Raw genomic sequence first — 21,165 nt, 5'->3', positions numbered from 1 at the left:
ATAAATTGTTACCCTCATGTATTTTCTTAAGGAACTAATAATTCTTAACTATTAGTTCCTTATATTTGTAAAGCAATACAGTAGTATTACCATATTTTCTTAAATCGGAAAGCTGAATAATAGAATTTCCTTCATATATTTCTTCTGAAGAATCTATTTTACAAACAATCAACCCATCTTCCCTTAAAAGGCTATTTGATGCAATAATCTCAATAGCAGGTGGAATCATGTCTTTAGCATATGGTGGATCTATAAAAATCAAATCAAACACAATCTTTTCATCTGCAAATTGTTGCATGCATTTATATGTGTCACCTTTTAAGCACTTGCATTTATCGTTAAACTTTAAATTATCTACATTCTTTTGTAACATATCAAATGTAGTATCACCCATATCAATTAGATAACATTTCTCAGCTCCCCTACTTGCGGCCTCTAGACCTAAGCTACCAGTACCTGAAAACATATCCACGACTACAGCATTTCGTGTTCTATCCTGGATTATATTAAATATAGCTTCTTTTATTCTATCTAATGTGGGCCTCGTTCCCATCCCTACAGGGGACAACAATTTTCTTCCTCTTGCACTTCCTGAAATAATTCTCATATGTTTATTCCTCCATTTAAGCCAGTTTCGATAATATTTTAACATATATATATAATTTATACAAAGAAATTTTTTCTTTAGTTAAAACAAATGTAGTTAGAACTTTGCTCGATTTTTTCTATTATTGCATCCTTTATTTTAACGTCTTCAACATTACTACTTTGCATTAACTTTTTTGCTTCACTATTTGCAAGTTTTAAAATATCTATATCTTCAATTAAATCTGATAAAATCAACCCTGATTCACCATGCTGCTTGATGCCAAATAATTCTCCTGCGCCTCTATTTTTTAAATCTTCTTCAGCAATAAAAAAACCGTCATTACTTTTTATAAGTATTTCTAATCTTCTTTTCACTATATTATTTGTAATATTCGCCAGTAGTATACAATATGACTTATGCTTTCCTCTTCCTACTCGTCCCCTAAGTTGATGAAGTTGTGCAATTCCAAATCTTTCTGAGTTTTCAATTATCATAACTGTAGCGTTTGGTACATTTACTCCAACCTCAATTACTGTAGTTGCAATCAGCGCTTTAATTTCTCCAAGTTTAAATTTATCCATGATTTCATTTTTTTGTTTACTTGGCATTTTACCATATATCATCCCTATTTCTATAGAGTCAAAATATTCTTCTTTTAATTTTTCGTAAAGCTTCTCGACTGAACTTAACTTCATCTCTTCATTTTCTTCCACCAATGGACAAACTATGTAAACTTGCCTCCCCATATTAATCTCGTTTAAAGCAAATTCATACACCTTTTTACTATAGGACATACTTTCATAGCTTGTATCAATTTTCTGCCTGCCTGGAGGTAATTCATCTATAATAGATACGTCTAAATCACCATATAAATATAAAGAGAGTGTCCGGGGAATAGGGGTAGCTGTCATTACAAGAATATCAATGTTTTTACCTTTATTAGAAAATCTATTTCTTTGTGATACTCCAAAACGATGCTGCTCATCAGTAACAATCATTCCTAAGTTTTTAAACTCTACATCATCTTCAATAAGTGCATGAGTTCCAACAATAATATCAATGGTTCCATCTTTTAACTCCTGTTTAATTAATTGTTTATTTTTTGCTGTAACACTTCCGCTTAGTAGTTGTATTTTTAGTGAAAAATTTTTTAATACATTTTGAATTTCTTCATAATGTTGCTTTGCTAAGATTTCAGTTGGTGCCATCATAGATGCCTGATACCCATTTTTGACAACATTAAACATAGTAATTATAGCCACTATAGTTTTACCACTTCCAACATCTCCCTGCACCATTCGATTCATTCCTATATCCTTCTTTTGATCTATTAGAATTTCTCTTACAACTTTACTTTGTGCCTTAGTAAGCTGAAATGGAAGTTGCTCCTTTAAGATTATAAGCTCTGGTGCTATTTTAAATTGAATACCATTATTATGATATTTTATAAACTCTTTTAGCATTAATATTTTTAATGAATAAGTGAATAATTCTTGAAATTTAAGCCTTCTCTTTGATTTATTAAGGAGTTCTAAGCTTTTAGGGCTATGTATATTTCGAGCAGCATTATCTAAAGAACAAAAATCATATTTTTCCACAAGCCATTTAGGCAAATTCTCCGTTATTTCAACATCACATAATACGTCAGATATAATTTTATTAAAAAAATTATTTGTAACATTATTTTTAAGTGGATACTTGGCAATAATGTTATTTGTAGCCATAGACGTATTTTTTACTATCTTAGGATTCATAATTGTGATTTCTTCCCTGAATTTATTAACTTTGCCTGTGATAATATATTTATTTGAAATTTTAAAACTATTTTTTGCATAGGTTTGATTAAACCATTTACCTTTGAATCTATTATCCCCTTGGCAAAAAACTATGGTAGAAAGAGTTTTATTATTTTTTAACCTAACATCTTTTAATATATTTAGCACAGTACACTCTACAATGAGTTTTTCACTTTCCGCGCATTTCAGAATGCTTTTATTCGCAGATACATTCTCATAATCTCGTGGAAAATATAATATCAGATCTAATACGTTAAAAATTCCACACTTATTCAAATTTTCTGCCATTTTAGGTCCAACGCCCTTTATATATTTTATATCGCTATGAATATCCACCTATACCACTCCAAAAATAAGATTTTAACGAGATTTTAGAAGGAAAGACTCCCACTTCTATAAGTGGGAGTCGCATACCCTAACAGATAGCAAACTTCAGTGGTGGGAATAACAATTGAGAATTGTTATCTACTCCAGAGGTTTACAAAGGGGTAACTCTCCTTTCGAAGTCGTCAATGCATCTTCTGCGAAGATGTTGCAGCTCCGCAGGAGATGATTTAATATTAGTTTTGTTCGTTACTAATCTTTAAGGTACATTAAATACCTAAGAAAAAAAGCCCTAAGGCTTTTATTCAACTGACGCAATAAAATAATAAAGTGGTTGTTTTCCATTATAATGTTGAATATCTAAATTCGGATATTTGTGTTCTAGGGCAGAAATAAATTCTTCCACTTCGCTTATTATACAATCTTCACCATAGAAAATTGTAATAAGCTCACTATCCTCTGTAACCATACTGTCTATAGTATCTTCGCAAACTTTATAAATATCTGTTCCAACTTCTTTAATTTTTTGCTCAATTAAACCTAGAATGTTTCCTTCTTTTATTAGATTACCATCAGATTCAGTGTCTTTAACTGCATATGTTACAGAAGCTGTTGCAACATTTTTTATTGCTTCTTTTAATATATTTTCATTTTCTTCTACACTAACTTCTGGATTAAACATTGTTACAGCAGTTATTCCTTGTGGGATAGTTTTCGACGGAATAACAATTACATTTTTATCTGACAGTTCGACCGCTTGCAGCGCTGCCATAAGTATATTCTTATTATTAGGTAATACAAATACATTTTCCGCATTAACTTTATTAATACTCTCTAATATATCTTGTGTACTTGGATTCATGGTTTGGCCGCCTTCTATTACAACGTCCACACCTAAATCCTCAAAAATATTCTTAATTCCTTCTCCAAGCGCAACAGATATAAATCCATATTTTTTATTCTCAATAATGTTTTCTTTCACTGGTCCTTCAACTTTCTCATCCGCAATGCCTAATAAATTTCTATGTTGTTCTCTCATATTTTCAATTTTCACCTTAGACAGTTCCCCTAGTGTTACTGCTTTTGAAAGCACTACCCCTGGATCATTTGTGTGTATATGGATTTTAACAAATTCATCTTGCGAAACCACAACCATTGAGTCTCCAAACTTTTCTAAATATCTCTTTAATTCATTAGCATCAACATTTTCAGCGATAACTAACAATTCAGTACAGTATCCAAACTTTATGTCTACAGGCATATCTAAAGCTGCAGGTGTTTTTGTTTGTGATTTTGTACTTTTCTTTTCCGATTTGCTAATTAGAGATTCCATATTATTACTTAGAGCTTCATGCATTCCTTTAAACAATATTAAAAGTCCCATTCCACCTGCATCAACTACTTTTGCTTGTTTTAATGCTGGAAGCATATCTGGAGTTTTATCTAGCATAATTTCACTACACTTGCAAACTTCTTGCATGAGCGCAACTACTTCAGTTGCTCCGCTATTAACTGCACTTTCACCCGCAGCTTTAATAATAGTTAAAATCGTACCTTCAGTGGGTCTCATAACCGCCTTATACGCAAAATGGGCACCTTCTAAAATGCTTTTAGCCAATTCTTCAGAAGTAGCTTCGTCTACGCCTTCTAGCCCTTTTGCAATGCCTCTAAATATTTGTGATAATATAACACCTGAATTACCCCTTGCGCCCATCAGCGCGCCCCTAGCTAGTTTTTGAGATATCTCAGCAATAGACTTAGTTGACATACTTTCAATTTCTTGCACTGCGGCTTTAAAAGTCATTGACATATTAGTACCTGTATCTCCATCCGGAACAGGAAATACATTTAACGAATTTACATATTCTTTTTCTTCTTCTAACCTATTAGATGCATTTATTACCATATTACGAAAATTTTGTCCGTTAATTTTTAAGTATTCCATTGCTACCTCCCTAGACCCTTACACCTTGGACGTTTACGGTTATTGCTGCAACTTTCAGTCCTGTATAATTTTCAACATTATATCTTGTTTTTTGAATTATATTATTTGCTATTACAGATATTTTCGTGCCATATTCAACTATTATAAATAATTCAATAAATAGTTGGTTTTCCTTAGAATTAATTTTAACTCCTTTATTTAAAGCGTCGCTCTTAATCAATTGCCAAAATCCATCCTTGGCATCTTTGAGTGCCATCCCAACAACTCCATAACACTCTGTTGTAGAAATACCAACTATGTTTGCTAACGCTTCCTCTGAATAATATATATTACCATTCTCTCTTGCAATGTTACCTTTCATTTTAATTCCTCCTTATACCGCTATATAGATTATTTTATAGTATAATACTAATTTATTCAACAAAATTAATTTTATAATTGCTTTAGTTACGAATAATTTCTTATTTAACTTGCAAGAGTAGTAATATTCATGTTACAATTATGCGTGTTTCAATTGAGAAGATTTTTTTCTTCGTAGTCAAGGAGGTGTTTTCATTGTCAAGAAAATGCGAAATATGCAATAAAGGTGTAATTTCAGGTAGCCAATATAGTCACTCACACCGTGAATCAAAAAGAAAATGGGCTCCAAATATTCAAAAAGTTAAAGCTATAGTTAGCGGAACGCCTAAATCTATACATGTATGTACTAGATGTCTTCGTTCAGGTAAAGTCCAACGTGCTATATAATTAAAAAATAAAAATGCAGCTTTTAAAGCTGCATTTTTTATTTAAATCCAGCTTTAAAAGCTGTTTTCTTTAAACCCACCTCTAAAAACTGATTTTTTTTGTAATAACTGAGTTTTTCTATGTTATTTTTTTAAAAAAAATCTAATTATTCGAGATATAAATCTCGGTAACTTAATAGCCATAATTTTCATCTCTCTTACCTCCCAAACATGAAATCCGTAAAATTTCTTCTAACTTTCACTATCTATCTGAACCTCACTAACAATGATGGTTATGATCCATTATAGTAAAGCCATAATAAACAATTCCTCCTCCTACAACAATTATCCACCACCAAAATGGGACTATTACTACTGTTATGATTCCTATGCCTAAACATGCAATGATTACTCCAAGCTGCTTTTCTAAACACTTATAAAACCTTTTCGTAAGTTAATCCCCTCTCAAAGTATTCCAATATTATTATATGAATTACTTTCAATAATATTGCCAAAAATAAAAAATAAAAAAGTATATATTACTATTAATGCATTCACTTCGCTAATAACTACTAATTTTATTTTTAATTAATCTGTTAAAAACATAAACTCGATTTCTACTCAACCATATGTTTTCCTTAACGCATCTTAATTAAAAATAAAATAAGAAGTTCTAAAGCTCGCTTCAATGCATTATACGTAATATATACTTTTTTTGCGCATAAAAATATTTATTAATTGAAGTATTAATCTGATGATAATATTATCATCAGCGTTCCAGATTTAAATTTAAGCTGAACCTGAGGTCCTGCAAACTCATTTGAAATAGTTATACTCTGTCCAATTTTCAAATTGTAATTATTTAAAGGATATTTTGCGCCTTTAATAGTTAATCCTATTATTTCATCGCCATAAGATTGTACCGAGAATATATCGCCTACGGTGCCACTTAATGAAGTCCCGGCATCAATCAACCTAATATTATTGTTTTCATCCTTAATGCATGCACTAACGCCATTTTCTAAGCAACTTTTTAGCATTCCAATATTTCCAAGCAGATGATCAACTCTACTTCCAGTGCACCCCAATAATACTATTTCATTTGGTTTCATTTTCAAAGCCTTTTTAACTGCAATTTCAGTATCAGTAAAATCTTTTTCTGTAGGATAAATATCTATTATAGAATTATTTTTTTTAAAATAATCCAAGGCCTCTTTATCAATAGAATCAAAATCTCCTACAAGTAAGTGAGGATTTATATTATAGTCATATAGGCAATTGGCACCACTATCTGCTCCAATTAAAAATGCATCCTCAGTAATTTCATTCATGAGTAATTGTTGTGATGGTGGATTTCCTCCTGAGATTATTATGACTTTCATGTTAAATACCTAATCTTAATGCTTTTATGTTTTTCTCAATTTCATCATTCTTAAATACTGCCGACCCAGCCACAACAACATTAGCACCACTATTAACAACTTCTTGAATATTACCTACATCAATGCCACCATCTACTTGAATCATAATGTCTTTATTATAAATATCTGCAAGATCTCTAACTTCTTTAATTTTATCCGAGCAGTATTCAATATACTTTTGCCCACCAAATCCAGGGTTTACTGACATAATAAGTACCATATCAAGATTACTCATTAAATGTTTTATGCATTCTACAGGTGTAGCAGGATTTAATGCAACACCCGCTTTAATCCCAAAACTTTTTATGTAATTAATAGTTCTATCAATATGCCTATCGGTTTCATAATGGACAGTTATAATGTCAGCTCCCGAATTTACAAAGTCTTCTACATATCTAGACGGTTCTTCTATCATAAGATGCACATCAAATGGTAATTTTGTTAGTTTTCTAATGCTCTTAATAACTGGAATACCGAAAGAAATGTTAGGTACAAACATACCATCCATTACATCAATATGAATCATATCAGCACCGCACGCTTCTAGCTGCTTAATATGTTCCCCTAGCCTTGAAAAATCCGCTGACAGTATAGATGGTGATATTTTTATCATTTTTTATTCCCCCTAGCAATAATTTCTTCTAATGTCTTTATATAAAATTTATATCTATCCCTGTAAATTTCATTATCTTCTACAGCTTGCTTAACTCTACAGTTAGGTTCTTTATAATGCATGCAATTAGAAAACCTACATTCACATCTATGTTTTTCAAATTCCGGGAAACAATCTTGTAATTGTTCTTTCTCAATGAAATCTAAACTTAAGGCTGAAAATCCTGGAGTATCTAACAAAAATCCTTCTTCATATTCAATAAGTTCACTGTGCCTTGTAGTGTGCTTACCCTTTTGCGATTTTTTACTTATATCTCCAGTTTTCATAGCTTCTCTTCCAAGTATACTATTAAGTATAGTTGACTTTCCAACTCCAGACGGTCCACAAAAAACAGTAATGTTATCTTTTATTCTAGTCTTAAGTTCAGAAAGTCCATCACCCTCTTTTGCTTTTAAAAATACTATGTCACATCCTACGCTTTTTAATTCTTTTATAAGGCCCTCATCAACTTGCTCAACTAAATCCAACTTATTTAAACAAAGAACTATCTTTAACTTGTAATGTTCACAAAGCACTAGAAATTTATTGAGCAAATCCATATTTAAGTCAGGTTGTTTAAAGGCAAAAACTACAAAAGCTTGAGTAACATTAGCAACCACTGGACGTATCATCTCAGTCTCTCTTGGAAAAATCTTTTCAATTACACCTTTGCTCTCATCTGTCTCAAGCATTATTTCCACTTTATCACCAATAACAGGGGAAAGCCCAGTATATCTGAACTTCCCTCTTGCCTTACATTCTATGACTTTGTCTTGAACTTTTACAAAATATAGCCCGCCTACACCTTTTATGATTACTCCTTGCATATATCCCTCACCATTTACCTTCTATTTAATATTTTTGAATATATTTCATATATCTTGTAATTACTTATTCTTATTGAGGAGTCGCTGGGGGTGTTTCAGTTGTTGCTGGGGGTGTTTCAGTTGTTGCTGGAGGTGTTTCAGGAGTTACTGGAACTTCCGCAGCCTTAGATGTTAAAGTTATAGTATCCCCAACATTTGCCTTAGTCCCTGGCTCCTTGTCTTGCGACTCAATGATATCTTCATCATTACCAGAAACTACTATGTTTATATTCGATTGTGCAGCTGACTCACGTGCTGCTTTAACAGTTTTCCCCTTAAAGTCTGGAACATCAAATTGTTCTTTTTTAGGTTCTTCATACTTGTAATAATTAACTCCTACAGAATTACCTTCCGTAACTTCCGTATTTGCAGCAATACTTTGATTGAATATTTTACCATCAAGTGACTTATCATGAGTTACCACCGGGTGTCGCTCACCTAATTTTAAATTTGCATTTTGCAATACTCTCTCTGCATCATTCAAAGATACGTCATTTAGATTTGGAACCTTTGTTAATTTAATCTCTACACCCTTACTTATTACTAAATCTACTTTATCGCCTTTTTGAACTAAACTACCCGGATCTGGGTTTTGGCTTATTACTAAACCACTAGCAATGGAATCATTGAATTCAGATGTTACATTTCCTAGCACCAATCCATTTTGTTCAATAATAGCAGTAGCCGAAGCTTTATCAGTCCCCTTGACAGAAGGAATTATGAAACTTGCAGGCCCTTTACTCACCGTAACTCTTACTTCACCCTTAGCCTTTAATTCTGTTCCCTCATCAGGAAAACATAACAGTACCTCGCCTTCGGGTTTTTCGCTATTTTCTTCTCCAGCCACTACAAAATTCAAGCCTTTTTCTACAACTAATTTTTCTGCCTCTACCTTATCTAAGCCAATAATTTTAGGCACGAATATCTTATCTGCCACATTAACTTGCTTGTCAGTAAGATAGTTCTTTAATGTGACTCCCGCAACACTACCTAAAACAATCAATAAAATTATTGCAACAAAAGCCATTATTATCGTTTTATTTTTTTTGTTATTTTTAGACTTCGGTTTTTTAATTACTTGTTCTTTTTCTACTACTTCTTCTTTTTCTTCTTCATGATCATCTTCTTTTTCATAGTCATCTACATTTACAGCTGCCATAACCCTAGTGTATTCATTTTCCATGCTATTTGTTGCGATAGTATATGAACTATTCTTTTGTATTCTCTGCAGATCTAAAAACATCTCATTCGCAGTTTGATACCTCTTTATAGGTTCTTTTTCTATAGCCTTTAATATTAATTTGTTCAAATTTTCAGGAACATTACCATTTATTTTCTTAGGTGGCACAACTTGTTCCTGTATATGTTTTAATGCTACTGATACAGGACTTTCTGCATCATAAGGTACTTGCCCTGTAGACATCTCATAAAGAACTATTCCAAAAGAATAAATATCTGTTCTACAATCTACAAAACTTGCTTTAGCTTGTTCAGGTGAAAAATAATGAGCTGATCCCATCACTGTGCTGGTATTAGTTATAGTTACAGAACTAGCAGCTTTTGCTATACCGAAATCTGTAACTTTAACCGTTCCATCTTCAGTCACTAAAATATTATGAGGTTTTATATCTCTATGTATAATGTTATTCTTATGAGCACACTCAAGTGCTTTTGCAATTTGCATTCCATAGTCTATTATTTGATCATAATTCATACTACCATTTTCAAGTATAATTTCCTTTAAAGTCTTTCCTTTTATATATTCCATTACAATGTAGTTAATATCTCGCTCTTGTCCAACATCATAAATATTAACTATATTATTTGATGAGAGACTAGCTACGGATGAAGCCTCTTTTTTAAATTTATCCATAAAATCTATATTATTTGAAAATTCTTCTTTTAATATTTTTACAGCAACATAACGATTGAGCAAACGACATTTAGCTTTATAAACTATCGCCATTCCACCCTCTCCAATTTTTTCAAGGAGTTCATATCTACTCCCTAATATGGTTCCTATCATCTCTGCACTCTCCTTCAAATACGATAACCGATATGTTATCGCGTCCACCCTTAGATTTACTTAAATCCACCAACATTTTACAGCTAGAAATATTGTCATTTTCATTTTTAATAATAATATCATACATTTCAGAATAAGTCACATCGTTAGTAAGGCCATCTGTGCATAAAATACATTTGAATATATTGGTCAAATTAACATCAAATAAATCAACTTCTACTAACTCATTTGTTCCAAGTGCCCTTGTAATAATATTTTTATTCGGATGAGTTCTAGCTTTTTCTTCAGTTATAGTACCATTATCTAAAAGCTGTTGTACCAAAGAATGATCTCTTGTAATTTTTAATAATTTTTTGTTATTATCAATAATATAACAACTACTGTCACCTACATTTGCAACAACCATTTCATTTTGTTTTTTAAAGCAGATTGTTATAGTTGTCCCCATCCCTTTAAGCGAATCATTACCACTTGCCATGTCATAAATTTTCTTGTTTGCAGATTTTATTCCTTCAGAAAGCACTTCTTTGAGATCTAAACCATGATGATTCTTCTTTATATATTCTATTATAACCTTAATAGCTAGCTGACTTGCAACTTCTCCTGCATTATGACCACCCATACCATCTGCTATAGCATAAATACCAAAATCAGTATCTTCAAAATAGCCTACCGAGTCTTCATTTGTTTTTCTAACATTTCCAACATCAGATAAAACCCCAAGCATTTTTACACCCCCTCATTTAAGTTTTCACTTTTAATATAGCTTCTCCGAAGTTGACCACAAGCCGCATTAATATCCAGGCCCATTTCGCGCCTTATTGTTGTCTGGATATTATTAGTTTCAAGTACCCTCTTAAACTCAGCAACGTCATCATTTGAAGATCTTTTTAATTCATTCTCTTCTATTTCATTAACTGGAATTAAATTAACATGGCATAACATATCCTTTAACAATACACTTAATTTTTCTGCATCTTGCGTGCTATCATTAAGACCCTTTACAAGAGCATATTCAAAAGTTATGCGTCTATTAGTCTTATTTATATAGTATTTAGATGCATCAATAATTTCTGCAATAGAATACTTATTTGCAATTGGCATACTCTTCATTCTAATCTCATCCGTAGATGCGTGAAGTGAAATAGCCAGTGTCGTTTGCAAGTTAATATCAGCAAACTCTTTAATCTTTGGTACGATACCACAGGTAGAAATAGTTATATGTCTTTGACCAATATTTAACCCATTTTCTGAATTCACAATTTCAAGAAATTTTATTACATTATGAAAATTATCAAATGGCTCCCCACTTCCCATTAATACAACATTAGAAATTCGCTCATTAATTAGATGCTGTGATTTCATTATTTGAGCTAGCATTTCCCCTGGAGTTAGATTTCTAATCATTCCTCCAATGGTAGATGCGCAAAATTTACATCCCATCCTACATCCAACTTGAGTCGATATGCATATAGAGTTCCCATGTTTATATTTCATAACAACGCATTCAATTAAATTACCATCGTTTAAAGCGAAAAGATATTTTCTTGTATCATTTTGTTTTGAAGTATATTCCTCTACGAGCTCAGGTATTCCTATGTAAAAATTATTTTTTAACTTTTCTTTTATACTGAGCGGAATATTATTCATATTTTCGAATTCCCATATTCCCTTATAAATCCAGTCTAATACTTGCTTAGCTCTAAATTCACTTTCCCCATTACTTTTCATCCATTGCTTTAACTCTACTAAATTCATATCTAATATATTTATCATTTTATACACCTACTATGATTTTATAATTTTGGCTATGAAAAATCCATCCATGTATTCATTAGGTAATATAGTAACATACCCTTTATCACTATAGTTTATATTATCAAATTCACCGTAAAATACTGGTTCAATCTTAAATTCTGAATGAGACTCTAGGAACCATTCAATATTGCTTTCATTTTCTTCCTTATTAAGGGTACATGTTGAATATACAAGTACTCCACCTTTTTTTATGTATTTTGAAGCATTCTCCATTATTTTTCTTTGTGTGTGAATTATATTTTCTATGTCTTTTATATGTTTACTCCACTTTATCTCAGGTTTTTTTCTAATAATTCCAAGACCAGAGCAAGGTACATCAATAAGTACCCTATCTGCAGATTGAAGTAAACTTGGATCATAAATTGTAGCGTCCATAACATCACAAGTTGTATTTACAATTCCTATTCTATTTAAATTTTGTTTTATTAATGATAACTTATTTTCATGTAAATCAAATGCAAAAATATGTCCTGTGTTTTTCATAATTTCTGCAATGTGTGTTGTCTTTCCACCTGGTGCACTACAAAGATCTAATACTTCTAGATTTGGCAAAAGGTCCATAGAAAGAGCTGTAAGCATTGCGCTTTCATCCTGGACTGTTATACTTCCTTCATTAAATAAAAGGTTATTCTCTATATTTTTCCCTTTAATAATTCGTATTGCCTCAGAACACGCATAGCCTTTTTCTATATTATACCCATTTTCTATAAGTTTTTCCCATATTTCCTCATAAGTTAATTTCAGAGTATTAACTCTAACTGTAACATCAGGTTTTTGATTTAAGCCACTTAGAATTTTCTCAGCGCTTTCAATCCCATATTGCTTTATAAAGAGTTTAACTAAAGCCTTAGTGAAGGAATACTCAAAGCATAATCTTTCAATATCATTTTTTTCATTATAATACACCGCGGTGTCGCCCCTTAGATAGTTTCTAAGTACTCCATTAACAAATTGTGCCGCTCCTACATTACTCATCTTTTTTGTTAAGTTTACAGCCTCATTAACCACAGCAAAACTTGGTATTTTATCCAAAAACCTAATTTGATATATTGATATTCTTAATATGTTTAAAACAAAACTATCTACCCTTTCAAAGCCTTTTTTTAAAAAACTGCTCAATATTTTATCTATTGTGTATTTATATTTTAAAGTACCGTAAACTATTTCTGTAACTAACGCTTTATCCTTATCATTTAAATCGGATTTATTAAGTTCCAGACCTAAAACTATATTAGAATAAGCGTTTTCATTTATTACTTTTTCTATAACTACAATTGCTACTAACCTACTATTGTTCATGTTATTACCTCAATTTTCTATTTGATTTTATCTATCGCGACTTAAAAGAACAAGACGTATAAGCTGAGAAACTGCCATAAGTGTTGCAGCCACATATGTCATAGCGGCTGCACTTAATACTGCTTTAGCTCCTTTTATTTCATCTCCATAAAGTATACTTTTGGATTCTAAAATTGTAAGTGCTCTACTAGATGCATTAAATTCAACTGGCAAGGTAATTAACTGGAATACTACCACTGCTGAAAATAATATAATTCCAATATTTACTAGAGAAGGTACACTTAAAATTATTCCTATTAAAAATAGTAACCAGGATGCATTAGAACTAAAATTAACTGCTGGCACTATAGCGTTCCTTATTTTTAAAGGCGCATATTTTTCTTTGTCTTGAAGCGCATGCCCAGTTTCATGAGCCGCAACCCCTATAGCTGCAACTGTTGTCCCATTATAAACCTCCTTGGAGAGCCTCATAACTCGTTTAGAAGGGTCGTAATGGTCAGTAAGCTTTCCACCTACTATTTCCACTGGTATATCAAAAAGCCCCGCATCATCAAGTAGCATTCTAGCTACCTTCTCCCCTGTATATCCATTTGCACTATTTACCTTTGAGTATTTACTAAATGAAGACTTAATTTTAAGTTGTGCTAAGCCTGATATAATTATAGCTGGCAATAATACAACCATAGTATTATCATAAAAAAGCATATTATTTCACCCCTTCTTATTTCAAAATCGAACCTTCATTTATCTTATTTCCTATTATATAATCCCTTACTTTTAAAGGCTTCTTACCCGGAAATTGTATCTCTTCAATAAGTAAAACACCACTACCAGTCGCTACCTTTAATCCTTCTTTTGAAACCTCTATAATACTTCCAATCATTTTATTTGATTGTTCGTTTATTACTTTTGACTTATATATTTTCATTACTGTATTCTCATAATGAGTATATGCAATTGGCCATGGATTTAATCCTCTTATAAAATCATGAATATTAACATTACTACATTCCCAATTTATCTTTGCCATTTCTTTGCCTAACTTAGAAGCATATGAACTAAATTCATTTTCCTGTTTAACTGGCTCTATTTCGTTACTTACTATACCATTTATTGTTTTAACTAAAAGTTGTGCTCCGCTATTCATAAGAATATCGTGCAATTCTCCCGCAGACATAACACCTGGCAGTTCCATTTCCTCTGTTAAAAGTATATCACCTGTATCAAGACCAACATCCATAAGCATTGTTGTATTTCCACTTTTACTCTCACCATTAATAACACACCAATTTATAGGAGCCGCGCCTCTATATTTGGGTAATAAAGATGCATGTAGATTTATACATCCATATTTAGGAATACTAAGCACTTCCTTTGGAAGGATTTGTCCAAACGCTACTACTACAATAAAATCCGGTTTTAAGTTTTTAATCATTTCTATCATTTCTTCATTATTTCTGAGTCTTAAAGGCTGATATACCGGTATATTATAAGTCACAGCTAACTGTTTAACAGCGGACATTGCTAAATTTTTACCTCTTCCTTTTGGTCTATCAGGCTGAGTAAAAACAGCAGAAACTTCAAATTCATTTATAAGTTGCGAAAGGGATGGCACTGAAAATTCTGGCGTACCCATAAAAATTATCTTCATATTATTTTTCCTCACCCTCTATTGCTTTGTCTATAAATAATATCCCATCTAAATGATCAATTTCATGGCAGAGTGCTCTTGCAAGAAGACCTTCTCCATCTATTATTATCTCTTCTCCATTTTCACTTAATGCCTTCACTTTTACTGTTTCTGGCCTATCTACATTTTTTTGTACTCCTGGTATGCTTAAACAACCTTCATTGTCTATTTGTGAACCTTGTATTTCTACAATCTGTGGGTTAATAATTGCCATAGGTCCATTACCAACATCAATAACTACTATCCTCTTTAAAATGCCAACCTGCGGTGCAGCAAGCCCTACTCCCTTAGACTTATACATAGTTTCTTTCATATCTTTAACTAATAATAGAATCCTAGGGTTAATTTCATCTACCACTCTACTTTTTCTCCTTAATATGTCGTCGCCATAGGTTCTAATCGTTCTTATAGCCATACGAAAACCTCCTTGTCATTAATTATCACCAAAGGTGCTGTTAGATCATGTTACTTGGATTAATATCTATACTAACTCGTATACTAGTATAAACATTCTTAAGCAATTCATAAACCGATTTTTTTATTTCCTCTGCAATTGTTTGTTCAATATTTCCTTTAATTATAATTTGCCATCTATAGAAATTTTTAATTTTTGAAACTCCACAAGGGCATGGACCTAGCAATGTAATTTTATCATTGTTTTTAATCTTATATTTTAAATTTTCACCAACATTTTGTGTACTTTTTATTAACAAATTTTCATCCTCAGAACTCATAGTTATGACTAGAATACTTGTAAAAGGTGGATAGTCCATAACTTTTCTCATCATGATTTCATTTTTATAGAAACTATCATAGTCATTCTCCGCTGCATACTGTATGGTCAAATTGTCAGCATTATATGTTTGGATAACTACCTTGCCTTCTTTCTTACCTCTACCTGCTCTTCCTGAGACTTGAGTAAGTAGTTGAAACGTCCGCTCAAAAGCCCTGAAATCCGGTAAATTCAATGATAAATCCGCAGCTATTACTCCTACTAAAGTAACATTTTTAAAATCTAATCCTTTAGCAACCATCTGAGTTCCAATTAAAATATCTGCCTGTTTATTTTTAAAGGTATTATATATATATTCATAAGAATTTTTTTTCCGAGTTGTGTCAAAATCCATTCTTAGAGTTTTTGCACTTGGAAAAATCCTATTAATTTCTTGCTCAATTTTTTCTGTTCCAACTCCAAAATATTTAACATAACTACTTCCACAATTAGGACATGTTTTACTTATTTTTTCTTTTTCTCCACAATAATGGCAAGTTAGGTATTCACTTGAATTATGGTAGGTTAATGATATATCACATTTTTTGCATTTGAAAACATAACCACATTTCCTACAGGATACGAAGGTCGAAAAACCTCTTCTATTTAAAAACAAAATCACCTGCTCGTTTCTGCTTAGAGATTCAATAATACCCTCATGCAGTGGCTTACTAAATATTGAACGATTGTTATTCATTAACTCTTCGCGCATGTCAACGATTTCTACTTTTGGCATGGCAGCACCATCTGCCCTCTCATTAATAGTAATTAATTCTAATTCCTTTATGGTAGACCTATAATAACTTTCAATAGATGGAGTAGCTGACCCCAATATTAATTTGCAATTTTCTAGTTCACATTTCATATAAGCTATTTCACGAGCATCAAATTTTGGATTACTGTCGGATTTATAACTCGCTTCATGTTCCTCATCTATAACAATTAATCCTAAGTTTTCAAAAGGTAAAAATATAGCTGACCTTGCCCCAATAGCAATTTTAACATTTCCGAGCTTTACTCTCATCCATTCGTCATACCTCTCACCATCTGATAGCCTACTATGAAAAACTGCTATATCACGTCCAAATCTACCTTTGAACCTTTCAACCATTTGTGGGGTTAACGATATTTCTGGTATAAGTATTATAGACTGCTTATTCTCTTTTAACATATAACTAACTAAATTCATGTATATCTCAGTCTTTCCACTACCTGTAACTCCATGTATCAAGAATTTTTTCGCCTTAGAATTTATTATAAACTCAACTGACTGCTGTTGTCTTTCATTTAGTGTTTTTTCTTCATACCTAGAATAGTTTTTTTCGCTATACCTATTAATTATAACCTCTTGCGTGGTTAAGAATCCATGCTTAATCATTGTATTTATTGATGACAGTGATTTATTAAAATTTTTACTGAACTCAGTCTTATTATATTTCATATTATTTAATTGTATTATCTCATAAATATTTTTGTAAGGTTCATTTAAAAATTTTCCTTCTAGTTCCTTGCTCGCAGTTAATACTTGCATCGTCTTATTCTTTATACCTTTTGTTATACCTCTTGGAATAATAACTTTTATGCATTCCAAATATGTACAAAGGTATTTTTTTTTCATAATCTTTACAAGTTCAATATCAGTTATTTTAAGGAGTGGCATTTCATCACATATAGTTGTTATCTCCTTAATATTCTTCACATTCTCACATTGCTTATAAAGTTCCAATACAAAAGCGTCCACTGTCCTGTTTCCTCTACCAAATGGCACTTTAACTCTAAATCCTAAATGGACACTGCCTATTAATCTAATAGGTATTTTATATGTAAAAACCTTATCCACTTGAACCGAATCATTATTCACCACAACTCCAGCATACTGATACACTTAATCACCCTTTTAATTTTATGATTTTATATAACATAAAAAAGCGCATTAGCGCTTTTTATTTATTAAATCAAACAATTCCCTAGCAACTTCTTTTTTTGGCATTTTGTCTATTGTTATTGGACTATTGTCTTTGCTTAAAATAATCACTTTATTATCTTCAGTTCCAAACCCAATATCTGTTCCCGTTATATCATTGGCAATTATGTAATCTAAATTTTTCTTAAGAAGTTTTGATTGCGCATTTTGTAGCAAATCATTACTCTCAGCTGCAAAACCCACTAATACTTGATTCTTCTTAAGCGATCCTAATTCTTTTAAAATATCATTATCACGTACAAATTCTAAGTTTAATCCATTTCCACTTTTCTTAATTTTGCTACTACAGTATGTTTTAGGCTTAAAGTCAGATACAGCTGCTGCTTTTATAACTATATCACTATCGTAAAAATTATCTATTACAGCAGTTCTCATCTCTTCATTAGTATTAACCTTTATGGCATTTATACCAAAAGGTGTTTTTTCACCAGATGGTCCAGATACTAAAGTTACAACTGCCCCTCTATCTCTAGCTTCTCTCGCAATTGCATATCCCATTTTGCCTGTTGACCTATTTGTTATAAATCTTACAGGATCAATAGGCGCAATTGTAGGCCCAGCTGTAACTAAAACTTTAGTGCCTTTCATATCTTTTATAGGATACAACTTGCTCATGATTTCTTCAAAAATATCTTCAGTTTGTGCTAACTTTCCTTCTCCTATGTCCCCACAGGCGAGTCTTCCTGATGTTGGCGCAATAAAATCATATCCAAAAGCCTTAAGCTTTTGAATATTACCTTGCAGTATTGGATTATTGTACATATTGACATTCATTGCTGGAGCAAAAATCACTGGTGCCTTTGTTGCCATAATAGTAGTAGTTAACATATCATCTGCAATCCCATTTGCAACTTTACCAATTATATTGGACGTTGCTGGAATTACAGCAAATAGATCTGCTTTTTTAGCAAGAGATATATGTTGTAGTTCCCATGCTTTAGGCTCATCAAACATATCATGAATGACAATGTTCTGACTCATAGATTGAAAACTTAGAGGGGTTACAAACTCCGACGCCGCTTTAGTCATGATAACATGTACGCAAATATTTTCTTTTCTTAATCTACTAATAACATCTAAAGCCTTATATACTGCTATCCCACCTGTTACACCAATAACTACTGTCTTTTTGTTTTCCATACTATTTTATTCCTTCTTTTGTTGTCATCGCCACAATAGCTCCTTCATAAATTTCATGTATAGATATAGTAACTGGCTTTGTGGAATCTACCTGTACAAGTGGGCTTTGACCTTCTATTATTTGTCTTGCTCTTTTTGATGTTGCTACAACTAACGAATACCTATTATCTACTTTTTCTAATAAATTTACTATTGATGGGTTAATCATTGAATTATTCATTACTAATTTCCTCCTTTAGAAAATCTCCATTCATTCTATCGACTCTACATCTTTCTGCAATTACAATGCTTTGAATTTTTTCACAAGCATTATCTACAGTGTCATTTACAACTGCATAATCATATTTTGATACAAAACTAATTTCTTCATGCGCCGATGTAAATCTAGTAATTAAGGACTCTGGCGTTTCACTGCCCCTATTTGTAATTCTATTTTTCAATTCCTCCATAGACGGTGGAAGAATGAAAATAAATAAGCCACTTGGATAAGCCCTTTTCACCTTAAGTGCGCCTTGAATATCTATTTCTAGTATTACATCCCTACCGCCATCTAATATTTTTAGAACTTCAGATTTAGGAGTACCATAACAATTTCCATAAACCTCTGCGTATTCAAGAAAATCTTCTAATGCGATTTTTTCTAGGAATTTCTCTTTAGTTATGAAATAATAGTTTATTCCTTCTATTTCATCGCTTCTTGGGCTTCTTGTAGTCGCAGAGACCGAAATCCAAAAATTGTTTTTTTCGAGAAGCGCCTTGCATACAGTCCCTTTACCAGCACCAGAAGGGCCTGAAATAACAATTAGCTGTCCTTTACTCCTCATTATTCATCAACCTCGTCTAACCTTTCATCATCTTTAACAGATAACCTATGCGCAACAGTTTCAGGTTGAACAGCTGATAGAATAACATGATCACTATCAGTTATAATAACTGCTCTGGTTCTTCTTCCATAAGTGGCGTCAATTAGCATACCTCTATCTCTCGCTTCCTGAATTATTCTTTTAATTGGAGCCGATTCAGGACTAACTATGGCTACTAATCTGTTTGCTGAAACAATGTTCCCAAAACCTATGTTTATCAATTTTATACTCATCGTGTGCCTCCTGTTTATTCTATGTTTTGTATTTGTTCTCTAATTTTTTCTATTTCGCTTTTCATATTAATTACTGTATTTAAAATTTCTAAATCATTTGCTTTTGATGCTATAGTGTTAGTTTCTCTATTCATTTCTTGAATAATGAAATCAAGCTTTCTGCCAATTGGTTCGTCTAAAATTAAAGTTTCCTTCATTTGCTCTATATGACTATTTAATCTTACAATTTCTTCATCAATTCCAGCTTTGTCAGCAAAAATTGCAACTTCCATGGCAACTCTATTCTCATCAAACCCTACTTCTTTATGCAAAGCATTTAGTTTTTGAACTAGTTTTTCTTTATACTCACAAACAATAAACGGTGCTCTTTCCTTGACTTTTTCAACTAACCCATTGATTAAATCACATTTAATGATAACATCCGCTAATAATTTTTGGCCTTCTCTTTCTCTCATAAAAAGAAGAGCTTCAAGAGCTTTTTTTAGTGATTGTTCAATCTGATCAAAAGTTTCTGAACCCTCTTCTTCCTTTTGTTTAAGAGTTATTACCTCCGGCAATCTAGCTATTGTGTCAACTAGAATGTCGCCATCCAGATTATATTTATCTTTTAATGTTCGAAAGCAGTTTATATAGCTTTCAGCTAATTTTTCATTCAAATAAGCCTCAACATCTTCCTTATCATAATTCCCTTGAGTTACAAAAACATCAAGCTTTCCCCTTTTTACTTTTTCACCAATTATCTTCCGAATTTTATCCTCAAACGCTATTAATACTCTAGGCATTCTTATATTAGTTTCGAAATATCTATGATTGACACTTTTAATCTCTATGGTAAAGCTTTTACCATCTTTTTCACAACTTCCTCTTCCAAACCCAGTCATACTCCTAATCATAACAACGCATCCTTCCAATGTTCATTGTGAATCTTTATAATTATACATAAACTATCACCTAAGTTTCAAGCTAAAATTATAAGTTCTCACTTTATTACGATTTTCATATAAAAAAAATACTTTTAAATT

21 protein-coding genes are annotated in these 21,165 nt (G+C 31.9%); 1 reads left to right on the top strand and 20 read right to left on the bottom strand.

Annotated features, from left to right (window positions below; genetic code table 11):
- Window positions 1-34: 34 nt before the first annotated feature.
- The 4 genes from rsmD to ACWJKP_RS08360 form a co-directional block, all read right to left on the bottom strand.
- Window positions 35-607: a 16S rRNA (guanine(966)-N(2))-methyltransferase RsmD gene (gene rsmD, locus ACWJKP_RS08375; protein ID WP_165413700.1), complete on the bottom strand. Its 573-nt coding sequence runs from the start codon at window positions 605-607 to the stop codon at window positions 35-37.
- Between the two features lie 77 nt (window positions 608-684).
- A complete protein-coding gene (gene recG / locus ACWJKP_RS08370) occupies window positions 685-2,721 on the bottom strand; it encodes an ATP-dependent DNA helicase RecG (RefSeq protein ID WP_462961487.1) in 2,037 nt (678 codons plus the stop codon).
- Between the two features lie 289 nt (window positions 2,722-3,010).
- On the bottom strand, window positions 3,011-4,654 hold the full coding sequence (locus ACWJKP_RS08365; protein ID WP_220285908.1) for a DAK2 domain-containing protein: 1,644 nt from the start codon (window positions 4,652-4,654) through the stop codon (window positions 3,011-3,013).
- Between the two features lie 10 nt (window positions 4,655-4,664).
- Window positions 4,665-5,015 (bottom strand): Asp23/Gls24 family envelope stress response protein, encoded by a 351-nt coding sequence (locus ACWJKP_RS08360; protein WP_165413697.1) that lies wholly within the window; start codon window positions 5,013-5,015, stop codon window positions 4,665-4,667.
- Between the two features lie 194 nt (window positions 5,016-5,209).
- On the opposite strand from ACWJKP_RS08360, the gene rpmB reads away from it, so the two are divergent.
- Window positions 5,210-5,401 (top strand): 50S ribosomal protein L28, encoded by a 192-nt coding sequence (gene rpmB / locus ACWJKP_RS08355; protein WP_165413696.1) that lies wholly within the window; start codon window positions 5,210-5,212, stop codon window positions 5,399-5,401.
- Between the two features lie 724 nt (window positions 5,402-6,125).
- Here the strand turns inward: rpmB and ACWJKP_RS08350 are convergent.
- The 16 genes from ACWJKP_RS08350 to ACWJKP_RS08275 all read right to left on the bottom strand — a co-directional run bounded on the left by ACWJKP_RS08350 (window position 6,126) and on the right by ACWJKP_RS08275 (window position 21,036).
- On the bottom strand, window positions 6,126-6,761 hold the full coding sequence (locus ACWJKP_RS08350; RefSeq protein WP_165413695.1) for a thiamine diphosphokinase: 636 nt from the start codon (window positions 6,759-6,761) through the stop codon (window positions 6,126-6,128).
- 1 nt (window position 6,762) lies between these two features.
- Entirely contained in the window at window positions 6,763-7,413 is a 651-nt protein-coding gene (rpe, locus tag ACWJKP_RS08345; RefSeq protein ID WP_165413694.1) for a ribulose-phosphate 3-epimerase, read from the bottom strand.
- Window positions 7,410-8,279 carry a ribosome small subunit-dependent GTPase A gene (gene rsgA / locus ACWJKP_RS08340; RefSeq protein WP_165413693.1) on the bottom strand — a complete coding sequence of 290 codons (870 nt, stop codon included), beginning with the start codon at window positions 8,277-8,279 and terminating at the stop codon, window positions 7,410-7,412. Before rsgA ends, rpe begins: the two co-directional genes overlap by 4 nt.
- 70 nt (window positions 8,280-8,349) lie before the next feature.
- Entirely contained in the window at window positions 8,350-10,344 is a 1,995-nt protein-coding gene (pknB, locus tag ACWJKP_RS08335; protein WP_165413692.1) for a Stk1 family PASTA domain-containing Ser/Thr kinase, read from the bottom strand.
- Window positions 10,319-11,071 carry a Stp1/IreP family PP2C-type Ser/Thr phosphatase gene (locus ACWJKP_RS08330; RefSeq protein WP_165413691.1) on the bottom strand — a complete coding sequence of 251 codons (753 nt, stop codon included), beginning with the start codon at window positions 11,069-11,071 and terminating at the stop codon, window positions 10,319-10,321. Before ACWJKP_RS08330 ends, pknB begins: the two co-directional genes overlap by 26 nt.
- Before the next feature lie 2 nt (window positions 11,072-11,073).
- Entirely contained in the window at window positions 11,074-12,120 is a 1,047-nt protein-coding gene (gene rlmN / locus ACWJKP_RS08325) for a dual-specificity RNA methyltransferase RlmN (RefSeq protein ID WP_165413690.1), read from the bottom strand.
- Between the two features lie 12 nt (window positions 12,121-12,132).
- Window positions 12,133-13,461 (bottom strand): 16S rRNA (cytosine(967)-C(5))-methyltransferase RsmB, encoded by a 1,329-nt coding sequence (gene rsmB, locus ACWJKP_RS08320; RefSeq protein WP_165413689.1) that lies wholly within the window; start codon window positions 13,459-13,461, stop codon window positions 12,133-12,135.
- 27 nt (window positions 13,462-13,488) lie between these two features.
- On the bottom strand, window positions 13,489-14,166 hold the full coding sequence (locus tag ACWJKP_RS08315) for a zinc metallopeptidase (protein ID WP_165413688.1): 678 nt from the start codon (window positions 14,164-14,166) through the stop codon (window positions 13,489-13,491).
- 16 nt (window positions 14,167-14,182) lie between these two features.
- Window positions 14,183-15,112 carry a methionyl-tRNA formyltransferase gene (gene fmt / locus ACWJKP_RS08310; protein ID WP_165413687.1) on the bottom strand — a complete coding sequence of 310 codons (930 nt, stop codon included), beginning with the start codon at window positions 15,110-15,112 and terminating at the stop codon, window positions 14,183-14,185.
- Between the two features lies 1 nt (window position 15,113).
- Window positions 15,114-15,566, bottom strand: a complete 453-nt coding sequence (gene def, locus ACWJKP_RS08305) for a peptide deformylase (RefSeq protein WP_165413686.1) — start codon at window positions 15,564-15,566, stop codon at window positions 15,114-15,116.
- A 40-nt stretch (window positions 15,567-15,606) separates the two neighbouring features.
- Entirely contained in the window at window positions 15,607-17,808 is a 2,202-nt protein-coding gene (gene priA, locus ACWJKP_RS08300) for a primosomal protein N' (protein WP_165413685.1), read from the bottom strand.
- A 48-nt stretch (window positions 17,809-17,856) separates the two neighbouring features.
- Window positions 17,857-19,047 (bottom strand): bifunctional phosphopantothenoylcysteine decarboxylase/phosphopantothenate--cysteine ligase CoaBC, encoded by a 1,191-nt coding sequence (gene coaBC, locus ACWJKP_RS08295; RefSeq protein ID WP_165413684.1) that lies wholly within the window; start codon window positions 19,045-19,047, stop codon window positions 17,857-17,859.
- A 1-nt stretch (window position 19,048) separates the two neighbouring features.
- Window positions 19,049-19,267 (bottom strand): DNA-directed RNA polymerase subunit omega, encoded by a 219-nt coding sequence (gene rpoZ / locus ACWJKP_RS08290; RefSeq protein ID WP_165413683.1) that lies wholly within the window; start codon window positions 19,265-19,267, stop codon window positions 19,049-19,051.
- Complete coding sequence (gene gmk, locus ACWJKP_RS08285) at window positions 19,260-19,871, bottom strand: guanylate kinase (RefSeq protein WP_165413682.1); 612 nt, start codon at window positions 19,869-19,871, stop codon at window positions 19,260-19,262. Before gmk ends, rpoZ begins: the two co-directional genes overlap by 8 nt.
- Complete coding sequence (gene remA / locus ACWJKP_RS08280) at window positions 19,871-20,143, bottom strand: extracellular matrix/biofilm regulator RemA (RefSeq protein WP_165413681.1); 273 nt, start codon at window positions 20,141-20,143, stop codon at window positions 19,871-19,873. Before remA ends, gmk begins: the two co-directional genes overlap by 1 nt.
- Before the next feature lie 14 nt (window positions 20,144-20,157).
- On the bottom strand, window positions 20,158-21,036 hold the full coding sequence (locus tag ACWJKP_RS08275) for a YicC/YloC family endoribonuclease (protein WP_165413680.1): 879 nt from the start codon (window positions 21,034-21,036) through the stop codon (window positions 20,158-20,160).
- Window positions 21,037-21,165 lie beyond the last annotated feature (129 nt).

This window comes from Clostridium sp. CM037, assembly GCF_055081095.1.
The sequence above is the reverse complement of the archived record's forward strand: the minus strand, read 5'-3'. Positions and strand labels throughout refer to the sequence as shown.

Excerpts from the sequence above, each read along its gene's own strand:
- ACWJKP_RS08275 (WP_165413680.1), bottom strand. The coding sequence starts at position 21,036 with ATGATTAGGAGTATGACTGGGTTTGGAAGAGGAAGTTGTGAAAAAGAT.
- rlmN (WP_165413690.1), bottom strand. The coding sequence starts at position 12,120 with ATGATAAATATATTAGATATGAATTTAGTAGAGTTAAAGCAATGGATG.
- rsgA (WP_165413693.1), bottom strand. The coding sequence starts at position 8,279 with ATGCAAGGAGTAATCATAAAAGGTGTAGGCGGGCTATATTTTGTAAAA.
- gmk (WP_165413682.1), bottom strand. The coding sequence starts at position 19,871 with ATGAGGAGTAAAGGACAGCTAATTGTTATTTCAGGCCCTTCTGGTGCT.
- rpoZ (WP_165413683.1), bottom strand. The coding sequence starts at position 19,267 with ATGAATAATTCAATGATTAACCCATCAATAGTAAATTTATTAGAAAAA.
- rsmB (WP_165413689.1), bottom strand. The coding sequence starts at position 13,461 with ATGAACAATAGTAGGTTAGTAGCAATTGTAGTTATAGAAAAAGTAATA.
- ACWJKP_RS08365 (WP_220285908.1), bottom strand. The coding sequence starts at position 4,654 with ATGGAATACTTAAAAATTAACGGACAAAATTTTCGTAATATGGTAATA.
- def (WP_165413686.1), bottom strand. The coding sequence starts at position 15,566 with ATGGCTATAAGAACGATTAGAACCTATGGCGACGACATATTAAGGAGA.
- pknB (WP_165413692.1), bottom strand. The coding sequence starts at position 10,344 with ATGATAGGAACCATATTAGGGAGTAGATATGAACTCCTTGAAAAAATT.
- ACWJKP_RS08315 (WP_165413688.1), bottom strand. The coding sequence starts at position 14,166 with ATGCTTTTTTATGATAATACTATGGTTGTATTATTGCCAGCTATAATT.
- ACWJKP_RS08360 (WP_165413697.1), bottom strand. The coding sequence starts at position 5,015 with ATGAAAGGTAACATTGCAAGAGAGAATGGTAATATATATTATTCAGAG.
- rsmD (WP_165413700.1), bottom strand. The coding sequence starts at position 607 with ATGAGAATTATTTCAGGAAGTGCAAGAGGAAGAAAATTGTTGTCCCCT.
- ACWJKP_RS08350 (WP_165413695.1), bottom strand. The coding sequence starts at position 6,761 with ATGAAAGTCATAATAATCTCAGGAGGAAATCCACCATCACAACAATTA.
- fmt (WP_165413687.1), bottom strand. The coding sequence starts at position 15,112 with ATGAAGATAATTTTTATGGGTACGCCAGAATTTTCAGTGCCATCCCTT.
- rpe (WP_165413694.1), bottom strand. The coding sequence starts at position 7,413 with ATGATAAAAATATCACCATCTATACTGTCAGCGGATTTTTCAAGGCTA.
- coaBC (WP_165413684.1), bottom strand. The coding sequence starts at position 19,047 with ATGGAAAACAAAAAGACAGTAGTTATTGGTGTAACAGGTGGGATAGCA.
- ACWJKP_RS08330 (WP_165413691.1), bottom strand. The coding sequence starts at position 11,071 with ATGCTTGGGGTTTTATCTGATGTTGGAAATGTTAGAAAAACAAATGAA.
- remA (WP_165413681.1), bottom strand. The coding sequence starts at position 20,143 with ATGAGTATAAAATTGATAAACATAGGTTTTGGGAACATTGTTTCAGCA.